General features: G+C 62.2%; 9 protein-coding genes. 4 read left to right on the forward strand and 5 right to left on the reverse strand.

The window, feature by feature from the left end:
- Nucleotides 1–547: 547 nt before the first annotated feature.
- The 5 genes from VHX65_02970 to VHX65_02990 form a co-directional block, all read right to left on the reverse strand.
- Entirely contained in the window at nucleotides 548–2,182 is a 1,635-nt protein-coding gene (locus tag VHX65_02970; GenBank protein HEX3997493.1) for an Lpg1974 family pore-forming outer membrane protein, read from the reverse strand.
- A 380-nt stretch (nucleotides 2,183–2,562) separates the two neighbouring features.
- Nucleotides 2,563–2,913, reverse strand: a complete 351-nt coding sequence (locus VHX65_02975) for a hypothetical protein (GenBank protein ID HEX3997494.1) — start codon at nucleotides 2,911–2,913, stop codon at nucleotides 2,563–2,565.
- Between the two features lie 102 nt (nucleotides 2,914–3,015).
- The gene (locus tag VHX65_02980) at nucleotides 3,016–4,293 is read right to left on the reverse strand and encodes a PQQ-binding-like beta-propeller repeat protein (GenBank protein ID HEX3997495.1); all 1,278 of its coding nucleotides are present in this window, start codon (nucleotides 4,291–4,293) and stop codon (nucleotides 3,016–3,018) included.
- A gap of 119 nt (nucleotides 4,294–4,412) precedes the next feature.
- Nucleotides 4,413–5,327 carry a 16S rRNA (adenine(1518)-N(6)/adenine(1519)-N(6))-dimethyltransferase RsmA gene (rsmA, locus tag VHX65_02985; protein ID HEX3997496.1) on the reverse strand — a complete coding sequence of 305 codons (915 nt, stop codon included), beginning with the start codon at nucleotides 5,325–5,327 and terminating at the stop codon, nucleotides 4,413–4,415.
- 93 nt (nucleotides 5,328–5,420) lie between these two features.
- Nucleotides 5,421–6,047, reverse strand: a complete 627-nt coding sequence (locus VHX65_02990) for a WD40 repeat domain-containing protein (protein ID HEX3997497.1) — start codon at nucleotides 6,045–6,047, stop codon at nucleotides 5,421–5,423.
- A 629-nt stretch (nucleotides 6,048–6,676) separates the two neighbouring features.
- On the opposite strand from VHX65_02990, the gene VHX65_02995 reads away from it, so the two are divergent.
- The 4 genes from VHX65_02995 (at nucleotide 6,677) to VHX65_03010 (ending at nucleotide 13,030) form a co-directional block, all read left to right on the forward strand.
- A complete protein-coding gene (locus VHX65_02995; protein ID HEX3997498.1) occupies nucleotides 6,677–7,432 on the forward strand; it encodes a hypothetical protein in 756 nt (251 codons plus the stop codon).
- Nucleotides 7,433–7,740: 308 nt separating this feature from the next.
- Nucleotides 7,741–9,144 carry a hypothetical protein gene (locus tag VHX65_03000; GenBank protein HEX3997499.1) on the forward strand — a complete coding sequence of 468 codons (1,404 nt, stop codon included), beginning with the start codon at nucleotides 7,741–7,743 and terminating at the stop codon, nucleotides 9,142–9,144.
- Between the two features lie 452 nt (nucleotides 9,145–9,596).
- Entirely contained in the window at nucleotides 9,597–11,834 is a 2,238-nt protein-coding gene (locus VHX65_03005; GenBank protein ID HEX3997500.1) for an MBL fold metallo-hydrolase, read from the forward strand.
- A complete protein-coding gene (locus tag VHX65_03010; protein HEX3997501.1) occupies nucleotides 11,831–13,030 on the forward strand; it encodes an FG-GAP-like repeat-containing protein in 1,200 nt (399 codons plus the stop codon). The genes VHX65_03005 and VHX65_03010 overlap by 4 nt, the downstream gene beginning before the upstream one ends.
- Nucleotides 13,031–13,635: the final 605 nt, after the last annotated feature.

Raw genomic sequence — 13,635 nt, forward strand, 5'->3', positions numbered from 1 at the left:
GAGGATTGAAGGAGCAGCGTTTTAGCGGCGTCTGATTGCGCGCGAGAGCGAATCGGCATCGCCGCCGGCACACGGAGTGTGCCTACTACGTAGCAGGCATACTCCGTATGCCGTCGGCCACTTGAAACGCGTGCCACATCCTGTTCGCGCATTTCGAGCGCGAGCAAGAATAGGGCAAAGTGGAGGATTGAAGGAGCAGCGTTTTAGCGGCGTCTGTTTGCGCGCGAGAGCGAATCGGCATCGCCGCCGGCACACGGAGTGTGCCTACTACGTAGCAGGCATACTCCGTATGCCGTCGGCCACTTGAAACGCGTGCCACCGTCCTGTTCGCGCGTTTCGAGCGCGAGCAAGAATGAAGCAAAGTGGAGGATTGAAGGAGCAGCGTTTTAGCGGCGTCTGATTGCGCGCGAGAGCGAATCGGCATCGCCGCCGGCACACGGAGTGTGCCTACTACGTAGCAGGCATACTCCGTATGCCGTCGGCGCCGCTCAATGCTTTGCTACTGCGGCGCGCCACGGCACATGGAATGTGCCTGCTACGGTTGGCCTCAATACTTGAATTCGCCGCGGACGAAGAAGCCGTCGAACGAAAGGTTGCTCGCTTGCGGCGGCACTAATAGCGCCAGCCCGGCTGCCTCGCTCAATTGCGTGGCATCGCCGAAATATTCGAACAAATAGCCGCTGGTGATGCTGATGTGGCAGGTTGGCCGCCATTCCAGGCCAAGTTGAACGTCGAAATTCGGCACGGCCTGAACGCCTTTCGAGCCCGATGGCGTGTCGGTGCCGTAGGTCTTTTCTTCGCCGAGCAATAATGCGGCATCGGCGGCAACGTAGGCCGAGAATCGGCTATGACCGAGGTGGCGGCGAACGTCGATGCCCAACTTCGGGCCGGCCCCGAGGAACGCCGATTTCTGCGTGAAGGTTCCGGCATCCGGCCCGGTGACCGAGTTGAGGATCGCCTCTTCGATATCGATGATTCGCACGCCCCACGACCAACTGACATCCCACGACGGGCAGCAGCTTTTGCATTCGCACCAACCGAGATTCAGCTTCCGCGAGTCGTCGATGTCCCAGACGTTTACAAGCAGATGCTCCGTCGCGTCGAGCGCATCGCCGGGAAAAAGCGTCGCCCCGAGCGGCGTCAGAACCGACGACCCGGTCGGGACGGCGACGGTGCGAAGCGTGTCGTTATATAGATACGTGTAGCCGAATCGGATCGATTCATCGCAAGCGGTTTCGTAGCCCGCGAACAGGCGCACGCCGTTGCCGAACGACGGATTGAAGTTTACGTTCGTGACGCCCGGGCCGGTAACACCGTTGGGCGTGAGCTGGTAGGCGGCGTCGTAGGTTTGATGCGGGCGGACGAAAAAATAGTCCGATCCGCCGAACCATCCGGCCGCCTGCGGCGCAGACCAATCTCCCGGCGAGACGGGCGGCCCGTCACTTGGTCCGACCACCGGCCCCGCGGCTGCCTCGTCACCTTCAGGCGCGGCGACTTCAGGCGCGGCGACCTCGGGCGCGGCGACCTCGGGCGCGGCGGCAGCCCCCGGCGGCAGCGGTTGCTCGATCGCTTGCTGCGGTTCGTCTTGCCCGGCCAACCGGGCCAATACCGGGTGCGGACCTTGGACAAAAGCGGCCACCCGCGCGCCAGGCACGACAACGGGCATGGCCACCGGCCGAGGCTGGCCGTCGTAGTAAGGAAACCGCGCCGGGGCATTGTGCGTAGCCGCGAAGTTGGCCCGCCGGCCTGCCAGCGGGTGCAGGAAAATTCCTTCGTGAGCGGGCGTTTCGCATGCCGGCGGCCCAATAGGTTGTGGGCCTGAACTTTCAACCGCTTGCGGCGCGGTCGCCGTCGTGTCCGGAGTCGGCACCGCTTCTGTCGTGCCCGGCGGCAGGGCTTCGACCGAAGGCGTGGCACTCGATGGCGCCGGGCCTGACGGGGTTGAAGTGGACGGCACGGACGGCGCTGGAGCCGGCGTCGATTGCGGCTTGGCCGCCGGCGGTCCTTCCGTCGATGGCGCCGGCATTTCGGTGGACGGAAGTGCAGGGCTGGCCGGCGCAGCCGCGGCTTCCACCGACTGCGGCGCTGCCGCGGTTGGATCAGCGGCGCCGACCGGCGCGGCGATCGCCGCAATTGCCAAACAAGCAAACGAGATCCGCATCCGCGCAATAAGCCGCGTCATGTATTCCCCCCCGGGATTCCAAAATCGCACGCACCGGTGCGCCGCCGCTGCTAACGGACTGCGCGGCGCGCCAGCATTGCTTGCCCGAAACGACTCTGCCGAACGGAGAGCCTATCCGGGTTCCTTGAGAGGTATCGGCACCGCTACGATCGATATCTTCGTTTTTTTCGGCAGATCTGGCAAATTCCGCAGCCTCAACGCAAGCGTCAAGGTCGGATCGGGTTCGAATCGTTGACTTAGGCTCGGCCGAAAATAACTTCTCCGCAGATCCCTCTCCCCTTGCGGGAGAGGGCGGGGGTGAGGGGAATTCGGGGTTCCTATTCTCACGGCTTTGCGTGGGCACGGCGCCCATGAGGAGGCACCTTCCATCGATCCTTGGCTCAGCGGCTTTGTCCGGCGGGCGGAATCGTGATCGTCAACACCGCGCTTTTCGCGATCCAGCATTCCGATTTGTCGTCGAGCGTAAGAACCACCCAGTCGGAATTCATTTGCTTGAGCTTTCCCCGCAGACTTAGCACCGCGCCGTTGATTTGCTGCAGTGTTGCCGAGATCGGCGTGCTCGAACCGGCGCCCAGCGCATTTCGCTGCAACTGCACGAGGCAATCGGTGCCGAAGGGGATCTGTTCGGCCGCCCGAGCATCGATCGCCGCTCGGGCCGCGGATTGCGCCTCGCAGCCCGCGAGAGCAACAACGAGCGGAATCAGCAACAGGAAAGCGAGTTGGATTCGCATGGTTGGTGTTCTCGCAGCCCTGGGACGTTTGTTTGGACGACGATTTCGTGGCCGCGGCGAATTTTCCCCTGCGCCCCTGCCGGATCGCCGAGGGAAGTGCGTTCATTTCTTCCCGATGCAGTACAGATATCGGGATCCTTTCAGGATCAGCCGGCCTTGGGCGACCGCCGGTGCCGCTTGGCATGGATCTTCGAGATCGTTGGTGGCAAGGATGTCGAGCTTGTGGCCCGCCTTGACGACATACGATTTGCCGGCCGAGGCGAAATACAAAATGCCCTGCGGCGTGACGATCGGGCTCGATGGCGTCGATACGCCTTCCAATCGTTCGGCATAGCGCTGATGGCCGTCGGACATATCGAAGCACCGCAGCACGGCCGGCGTGTGCAGCCGGTAGAGCGAATCGCCGAACGCCACCGCCGAGCCAAGCGCCTCGGGGATATTGCCGACGCGCCATTTGATGTTCGTCTTCGTGATGTCGCCGGTGCCGTCGGGATCGACGGCGATGCCCTGGCTGCCGCGGCCGCTGTCGGTGTAAACCAATCCGTTGTGATACACCGGCGTCGGCACATCGCCCACGGTCTCGACCCACCAGATCAACTCGCCGTTTTCCGGATGGAACGCCTGCAGCACATGCGACGAAGCGATCAGCATCTGCGGCTTGCCGCCGATCGTCGTCAGCAGAGGTGTCGTGTGGCCGTAGACGATGGTCGGGCGAGGCTTTTCCCAATGGATCTCGCCCGACGCCTTGTCGTAGGCCGTGAGCCGGCCCTTATCCTGGTTTTTGTCGGTCAGCAAGATCACCGTGTCGCGATACAAGATCGGGCTGCTGGCAAAGCAGACGTCGATGCTTTTGTAATCGATGATGTCGCGATGCCACAGTTCTTTCCCTTGCATATCGAGCGCCGAGATTCGCGCCGAGCCGAAGGCGACGTAGAGCCGCTGGCCGTCGGTTGTCGGCGTCGGGGCCGCATAGCCGCCGCGCAAATCGCCCAATTGCCACGGACCGTGGGCGACGGCCGTGTCCCATTGCCGCGCGCCGTCGGAGAGCCGGTAGCAGGTGATATGCTGTTCCGCAAATTCGTGATGCGATTTTCCAGCCGGCCAATACGCCGACGTCACATAAACCTGATCGCCCCAAACGATCGGGCTCGATTGGTTGGCATCGGCCTCGGCTTTTGCGGCCGTCGCCGGCAGCGGCGATTTCCAAAGCACGTTTTCGTTGTTCTTGCCGCCCCACTTGATGGGCAAATCGGTTTCGCTCGTAAGGCCTTGCCCCGTCGGCCCGCGAAACTGCGGCCAATTTTCGGCAACGCCAACTGCCGCGATATTCAAGGCGACAATCGTCGCAACCGAACGCACGACACCCGAGACCGATCGCATGACGGTTTTCCCCGCGGTTCAATCATGCCATGAAAAGAATGGATTCTCTCATTTTTTGCCCTCTTAGCGATGGTCTCGGCCGGGGCCGCCTATGCAATTGCCACCCCTAAGCCATCCACCTAACCCCTCATCCTAGCCATCGCTTCCGACAATCGCAAAAACGTCGGCACGTCGAGTTGCTCGGCCCGCACCGACGGCTCGATGCCGAGTTGGGCCAACAGCGCGTCGACTGCCGGCTTGTCGAGCGCCGGACCGTCGAGCGATTGCGGCCAGCCGCTCAGTAACCCGGCGCGAAGCGATTTGCGCCGATGGAGAAAAAGCGTTCGCGTCACCGTGTGAAAAAAATCGGGATCGACGATCTTCGCCCTCCGCGCCGGATCGAGCCGCAGGTGCACGATCGCCGACGTCACTTTGGGCCGCGGCCAAAATGCTTCCGGCGGCATCAATCGCACCAACTGCCCCTCGCACTGGCTCTGCACCCAAACACTGAGCGCACCGTAATCCTTCGTGCCCGGTTGGGCCACGATCCGCTCCGCCAGTTCGCGCTGGATCGTAATCGTCATGGTTTCGGGCACGATCGGCGCGGCGAGCAGATTGGCAATCAGCGGCGTGGCGACGCTATAGGGAAGGTTGGCCACCAACTTGAATCGCCGCTCTGGCGCCTCCGCCAGCCGCTCGGCGATCGTGGCGAGCATCACTGGATCGAGCGTGTGTTTGCTTTGCAACGCGTCTTGCTGGAGCATCGTGACGTTGTCGAAATCGATCAATTCTTCCGACGCGAGCTGATACAGTTGCGGATCGATTTCCACGGTCACGACTGCGGCGACCCGCTCGGCCACGAGGGCCGTAAGCGCCCCGGTGCCGGTGCCGACTTCAAGCACGACATCGTTGGGCGACAAGTTGGCCGTCTGCACCAACAGCCGCAGAAGATTCAGGTCGGTGAGGAAATTCTGGCCGCGCTGCGTCTTGAGCCGCACGCCAACTTCCGCCAGCCGCCGCCGCAGAAACGAGATCGTTTGATTGCGCGTAGTCAATTCCAGCGGCCTCGCACGAATGTCAGGCTGATAAACTCATCGACCACACCGAAAGACGAGCGCCCACTCCGCCGCTGCTGTTGCCGAACACCACTAGCCGCCAGTGCTTGTGGTAGTCCGTGCGCCGCTGGCCCCGCCAGTGTTTGTCGGAGCCGGTCGCCCGGGGCACCGCGAACGGGTTTCACTGGGCACTTCAGCATAAGCCAAGGCTACCGCTCCCGCCAGAGACCGCACGTTCCAAAGAATCAATTCGTTCGGCTTATGGCCGATCGCGGCAAGATATTTTCCATCCGTCGTGACTGCCAGAGAGGAATTGTTAGCCGGGATCTGCTGGCCCAATCGCTGCCATGTTGCGGGGTTCCAGTTTTCATTACCGGCCCAAAACTCGCTCCCATCCACCGTAAATGCCAACTGCAAGTCCGCGGCGCGCCCGCGAAAGTCCGCGACGAGTTGCCGAAATTCCAGGCCGGTGCGAAGGTCGAATAGGTGAACGCTTCGGTCCGAATCCAGGCCGGAATCGGACGTGACGGCAAGAATGTTGCCAGTTGGAGAAAATGCCAGACGGTGCGCCTGCCCGGTCAATATGAGCCGCGGATCGCCAAACTGCATGAGCGCTCCGGCCGGCAGCGATCGTGAACCGGTTGGCGCTACAGGCTCCGCTCCCTCAATGAATCCGGCGACGACGAGCACGAATCCGATACCGGCCGCGGCGCGTATCATGGCTCTTCTTCCCCATGTTTGCCATTCGAAATCGCGACCAGCCGGAATCGGCATTAGAAAATCTGGCCGGATGACAACGGGCTGTTCCTGAACATGATCTTAGACGTTTGCGGAAATCATCGTCAACAAAATCGCTTCGCCTGACGTTGGCTTTTGCGCGGAGTCGGCACAGATAATGGCGGCTGTGCCAACGCTTGAATCGGGTCGCGATTCGAGAGTGCCCTCGCGAGTTCTATTGTTCGGGTATCGGGGGAACGCTCAGACGCGGGGCAGACGGGTGGAGGACCGACAAATTTGACGCCCAGATTGATTTGACCGATTATGACGGCTCGGATTGCGGCTGGCCGCACGGATCGGCTCGAAGTCTTTTCAGCCTCGGCGCGGCGGTTCCGATAATCAAAAATAGGCGGTAAGGACCGCAAGGTTTGCGGTCTGTGATGCCAAGGAAGGCGGATGCGTTTGCCAACGATGAACTCCAGCATTGAAACACCGTATCAACCATGCGTGCATCGAGTCGCGAGTTGCTCTTATTTGTGCTAGCGGCTTTGGTTTGCGTCGCAGAGGGCGCGCCGCCAAGGGCTCTGGCGGATGCTCCCCGCGATCGTTCGCAGAAAAATGCGCTCCGCGGGATGACCGGTGAGTTTGACGGCCTGGGGATCGTGCTCTGGGTTTCGCGCGACGCGGCCCGCCGGCTCTTACCGAATTCCGACTTGCGGCTCGACTACCCAGACGACGCTAATCTTCATCCCGTCGTGCTGCTGCTGGGCTCGGAGCGCGACGTGGGAGTGCAGCTTCGCCGCTCGTACATCCATCCCCGCTATCTGCGGCAGTATGAGAACGCCTATGTGATCGTGCCCTACTTGCGCCATCCGGCTGTTTCCGGGCGAGTCTACCTATTCTCAAAGATCTTCGTTTCCGACGAGCGCGTGACTGAGCGAGGAACCAAGCTCAATCAGTCGCCGAAGGTCCATGCGGCCATTGAGGATGCCGCCAACCGCTTCGTGGTCAACTATGATGGCGAGCAGCGGATCGATCTGACGATGCAAGAGAACCCGCCGGCGTCGAACCTCCATGTGCTCGTCGCCGCAGCGCGCGCCCCGAAGACTGCTCCCGCCACCGCCGAATTGCTGCGGACGATCTTTCGACAGCCGAAGATCGAGTTCTCTCCAAACGTCCATCTATTCGCCCTCGATTTCATGGCCGAGGCCTCGGCCCTGGCGCCCGAGATCGTGTCGGGCACGGTTCGAGTGCCGGCGGTGCTGAGCAACGAGTCGCCGAGCGGCTCCATCAACGATCGAGCGAGCGATGTCCTGCTGCTTTCGCCGGGTCGCCCGATCGAGGCGGTTCGCTTCTCGTCGCACTGGGTGAAGGCGCTCCAATTCTGATCGCGCGAATTCTGATCGCGCGGCGGAGTTTGTTGCTGCGGCGCAAATGTTCAAGGATAATGCGACGACCGCCGGTTTGAATTATTTCGACGCGAGCATATCTTCGTGTGCCACCGGCACGTGAGCATACTCGGCCACGCAACACACCCCCTCACCCCCGACTCCTCTCCCGCAAAGGGGAGAGGGAGAAACGTTGCATTGCAAATCCGGCCGTCACACGCACGGGCAGAGCCAGTGGCACACGCGATCGCCCATAGGCAATACTTCAACAGGCTTCTAATGCTGACCACCAGACCTCGGACTAAGACATGACCTTCAATTCCTACTCATTCCGCGGTCGAAGTTCTTATCTCGAATCGATTTCACTGTTTCGCAGGATTCGCCAATGTCTGCTGTTTACTTGCGCCTGCATGATCGTCGCGGCGGGCATCGTTTGTGCCGCCGATGAGCCGGCCCGGTTCCCCGGTCCTACGATTCCGGATGGCTTGGGGGTCAATATCCATTTCACCGCTCCCCGGCCGGGTGAATTGGAGATGCTCGCCGCGGGCGGCTTTCGCGTCGTGCGGATGGATTTCGGCTGGGCCGGCATCGAGCGCAAACTGGGCGCGTACGACTTCTCGGCCTACGACCGATTGCTCGATGCCCTCGACCGGCATCGCATTCGTGCCATGTTGATTCTCGACTACGGCAATCCACTCTACGACGGCGGACTGGCGCCGCACACCGATGCCGGCCGGGCCGCCTTTGTTCGCTGGGCGGTGGCAAGCATCACGCACTTTCGCGGTCGCGGCGTCGTGTGGGAAATGTGGAACGAACCGAACATCTTTTTCTGGAAGCCCAAGCCCGATGCGGCCGCCTACGCGGCGCTGGCCGTTGCGGTCGGCAAGGCGATCCGCCAGACGCCGGCCATCGCGCGCGAGTTGTATGTCGGCCCCGCAATGTCGACCATCGACCTCAAGTTTCTAGAAACCTGTCTGCGAGGCGGCTGCTTGAAGTATTGGGATGCCGTCAGCGTGCATCCCTATCGCCAAGATGAACCGACGATCGGCTGGAAGGCGGCGCACGAAACCGACAAGGTCGAATTCAATCACGCCGGCGATCCGGAGAGAGTGTTGGCCGACTATGCGAAGATGCGCGCCTTGATTCGGAAATATGCACCATCGACCGAGCCGATACCGATCCTGTCGGGCGAATGGGGCTATGCAGCCGGCGCAGGGGCCCGCGGCGGCTGGCGGGCGTATGATACCGAGCGGCAAGCAGAGATGCTCGCCCGGCAATGGTTGGTGAATCTGTCGGCCGGCATTCCGATTTCGATCTGGTACGACTGGCATGACGACGGCACCAATCCCGCCGAGCCGGAACACCATTTCGGCACCGTCGGCCATGAATATCACGCAAGCCAAACGCCGGTCTACCAACCGAAGCCCGCCTACTTCGCCGCGCAAACGCTGACCAAGACGCTCGCCGGATACCAATTCGAGCGGATCATCAAGCAAGGCGAGGCGAACGACTACGTGCTGCAATTTCGCAGCGGTGACCGCCGAGCTTGGGCCGCCTGGACGATCCGCGAGCCAAAGCGATCTCTGCTTCCCGTCCCCGCCGGCCGCTACACGATCATCTCGCATCTCGGCAAACAATCGGATGCGGTCGCCGATGCGGCCGGCCTGTCGATCGAACTTTCTGCGGCCGTTCAGTATGTGATTCCGCGGTAGGGAATTCCGCAGGGCCGCGGCGGGCATTAGCCGGAATCGGGCATTGCCGCGCGGCCCATCCTCGCCGATCTGCTGCATCGCGTCAGGAGCACGCAGCGCTCGCAATGGAATGGCGTCGCTACCCGTCACAAGTGGCAGACGGCACACGGAGTGTGCCTGCTACGTAGTAGGCATTCTCCGAATGCCGTCGGCGCGATGAAACGGATTCCATTTGGGAAAAGGTCGGAAGCCGGTAGGCCGTGGCGAACCGTCACAGGTGGCAGACGGCACACGGAGTGTGCCTGCTACAGCGCGCTGGCGGGCATTATCGCGCGGCCAGAAAAAAGTTGCCCGCAGTGTCTGCGTGTGATAGCTTCTCGACTATGTTCAGAAGAAATCGGCGGGAATCAGAGCGACATGCTTTCCCCTGCTGGAAGGCGATCATCTTCTTCGCGCTCGGCCTCGTTTTCGCCGTGCCCGATCCGGCACTGCGAGCCGCCGAAACGATTGTCGAAATCGGGACACGAGCGGCAAAGAGCGGCGTGCCCAGTTGGGATGCCCGCGGCTTGGGGCCGTTGCCGTGGCAAGGAATCGCATGCCTCGATATGAGCGACGATGGCCGATCGATCGTCGTCGGAACGATCGCTCCGCAAGGCGACTCAAACTTGCTGCAGCTTGACGCGGATGGAAGAATTGTCGGCGAACACATCGCCGGTCAGCGCTGGGTCAACGAAACGGTCGTTTCCAGCGACGGCCGATTCATCGCCGGCCTTTGTGGCACCCCGGAGGGAACCTCCGGCGACGTGCCGCGATTGTATGGCTTTCTCGATGGCACGGAAGTAAGCCAGCTTGGCGGCAAGGGCGATCCGCAAAGCGAATTCAAATTCGCCGACTTTCGCCCCCAATGGTGCCTGTGGCACTACGGCGAGCATTCGAATCATCTGCCGAATGTGTTCTGCCGCGCGGGCGATCGCATTGTCGTCGCCGGCGATCAGAGCATTGATTGGCTGTCGCCCGGCAACGGTGCGCCTGGAAATAGCGCGCCTGGAAATAAGGCAGCGGAGCGGGCACGAATCGGTCCTGGGCTGACCATCTCGCTTGCGGCGAGCCCCGGCGGAACCGCCGTCGTTGGTCGATTCAACACCGGTTTTTACTACACGCCGCGTGAAGCCGCCGAGCATTCGGACATTCACGCATCCGATCGCTCGCGGCCAGCCTTCCAAAATCTGCTGATCGTGCGGCCCGACAACAAGACTGGGATTGTCTGGTCGCGGGCGGCGAGCAGCGATGTCGTCCGATCGCCGCAGCCTGCGCAGGGCATCTATGGCCCGCGCGTGCCGCCGCACGAAGATCTGAGATTCGAAGCGCCGCTGGCGGTGGCCATCGATCGGGCAGGCCAGCGGATCGCCGTCGCCGACTACGAGGGGTGGCAGCGCGTGTTTCATCCCCGCGACGGCAGCCGCGACATTCCGTTCGGCACGCGGTTCATGCCCTCGCGGCCGACGATCCATATCTATGATCTGCACGGCAACATGCTCCGCCGCATCGGTCCCGAAAGTTTTGCCGACCCGTTCTGGTGCGATCTGGCATTTTCGCTCGACGGCCAAACGCTCGTTGTTTCGCCACACAACTGGACGAGCCGCGGCCTCGGGGGCCAGCCGCTGCTGCCCGTCGACGACAAGGCCAGCACGCTGTATCTCTGCGATACCGGCAGCGGCGATTTGCGGACCATCGGATTCCCCGATGCGATCGCTTCCGCCGACACCGATGCCGCCGGCACGACGGCCCTGGGCTGCTGGAACCACAAAGTTTATTGGCTCGACAAGACGGGTCATCCGGTCGCCGGCTTGCCCGACGGCGTCGACGTCGGCGCGGCGAGCCTTGTCCGCGGCTCGAAAACGGGCGCTTCGCGCTTCGCCGTGGCCACGACCGCCGGAATCCTCTCGATGTTCGACGGCGCCGGCAAAAAACTTTGGCAGACGAATCTGAATGAAACCGTGCGGCACGCCGAAAAACCGTGGACGAAGAATCAAAAGGCCGACCCGATCGCTCCCGGCATCTGGCGCACCAACGGGGGCCGCGCCCATAGCGATTTGGGAAGCCAAATCGTGATCGAAGCCCCGCGCGGCCTGATCCTGATCGATCCCAATGCCGGCGAATCGTTCGAGCAGAATTGGGCCCGCATGGTCGGCGCGGGGCTCGACCCGATGCGAATCAAATATGTGCTGATCACGCATGAGCACGGCGACCATGCCCCCGGCGCCCGGTTGTGGCGCGTCGTCACCGGTGCGCAATCCGTGGCTGGCGCCACGACGGCCTACGACCTGCAACATCTCACTCCCCTCGGCACCGGCTATGGATTCCATCCGCCGACGCCGGTCGATATTCCGATCGCCGAGGATCGCGAGCTCGATCTCGCGGGATTGAAAGTTAAAGCGATTTGCTTGCCCGGCCACACTTACGGCTCGATGGGCTATGTGTTTCGAATGAACGGTCGAACGTATGCCGCGACCGGCGATTTGATCATGGGCGGCGGCGTGCTTGGCTACGACGGAAGCTTGGATTTCAGCGCCGAAGATGTGCTTCGCAGTTTGCGAAAAGTCGCCTCGTTCCGGCCCGATATGATTCTCGGAGGCCACGGCATCGGCCGGCCGACGAATTCATCGCCAAGGGCATCGAGGCGGGGGAAGAGACCGGCTGGTCGCACATGACGCCGCCGGCGCCGAATCCGTTTTGCCGTTTCACGCAGAAAAACTATCTGATCGTCGCATGGCGCGAGCCGATCGTAGCGGCGGCATACGGCGATATCGACGGCGACGGCCGGCCCGACGTGGCCGTGCTCGTGCCCAAGGGCCGCGGCTCGGCAGTGAAGATTTATCTCAACCATGGTGGAAAATTCGCCGAGCGGCCCGATGCCGAAATCGAGCTATCGGATCTGGAACGGGGGAATCGCTTGCGGATCGTGCGGATGCACAACGGCCCGGCAGCCGATTTCTTCGTGGCCAGCGAAGATCATGCGGAGTTGCTGCTGGCCGAGCCGGGGCGGCTGAAATACAAGGCCGAGCGGCTGGAAGTGACCCGAGCGAGCGAAGCAGCGGCGGAAGATTTTGGCAAGAACGGCGAGCCGGGCCTGCTGATCGGCTCGCGCTTCGTCGATTCGTTCTACATCGCCGAACGGGAGCGCCTCCGCCCCAAGACGTCCGCCAGCGGCACCCACGATTCCACCGGCGGCGCCGCGTCGCAGCGGCAAAATGATTTATTCCGCGTTCGCCAAACCAACCACCCGATCGAGCACTATTTACAATCCCAAATCGTCGACATCGACGGCGACAAGCGCGACGACCTGATCACGTCGAACGGCGATATCTTCCTCCGCCGGCCCGATGGTTCGCTCGCCGAAACGCCGGCCTTTCATCTCGCGCCGCCGCCGAGCGAATCGAAAGGCTGGACCTGGGTCGCCGCCGCCGATTTCGAACACAATGGCCGAACCGACGTAGCCCTGTTGGGCACCGGGCCAATCGGCGCGATCGTTTGGCTCTATCGCAACACGGGCGATCCCCGCGCTCCGTTTGCAAAAGATCCGAACACAAAGTTCGTCGTGCCCGGGGCGGAAGTGAATCGCGACGGGCCGACGATTGCAGATTGGAACGGCGATGGCCGCGCCGATCTAATTCTCTGCAAGCGTGGCAACGAGGGCGGGGCGCTGGTGCTCACCGGTTCAAGCGCCGACGGCCTCAGCCCGAAGCGAATCACTCCGATCAAGCTCGACTACATTCCGTATTACGACGCCCGGTTCGGCGTGGCCGATTTCACCGGCGACGGCCGCCTCGGCCTGGCCGGCTTTGGCCGATCCCCGACCGGCACAATGGGCGTCTACATCTGGCTCCAACTGCCGCCCGGACCCTGAAACCTTGCATGTGGGTAGGGGGGACTGCTTAAACGGAAGTGGCCCAGTGCGAAACGGGGCAGCGGGAAATCACAAAGACTCCCGTCCCTTTAAATTCAAACGGCACACGGAGTGTGCCGACTACGTAGCAGGCATACTCCGTATGCCGTCGGCCACTTGAAACGCGTGCCGCCGTCCTGTTCGAGCGTTTCGAGCGCGAGCAAGAATGAAGCAAGGCGGAGGATTGATAGAGCAGCGCTTTAGCGGGGTCTGATTGTGCGCGAGAGCGAATCGGCATCGCCGCCGGCACACGGAGTGTGCCTACTACGTAGCAGGCATACTCCGTATGCCGTCGGCCACTTGAAACGCGTGCCACCGTCCTGTCGAGCGTTTCGAGCGTGAGCAAGAACGGGGCAAAGCGGAGGATTGAAGGAGCGGCGTTTTAGCGGGGTCTGATTGTGCGCGAGAGCGAATCGGCGTCGCCGCCGGCACACGGAGTGTGCCTACTACGTAGCAGGCATACTCCGTATGCCGTCGGCCACTTGAAACGCGTGCCACCATCCTGTTGAGCGTTTTGAGCGCGAGCAAGAATGAAGCAAGGCGGAGGATTGAAGGAGCGGCGTTTT

The organism is Pirellulales bacterium, assembly GCA_036267355.1.
In the GTDB taxonomy this organism is placed as follows: Bacteria; Planctomycetota; Planctomycetia; order Pirellulales; family DATAWG01; genus DATAWG01.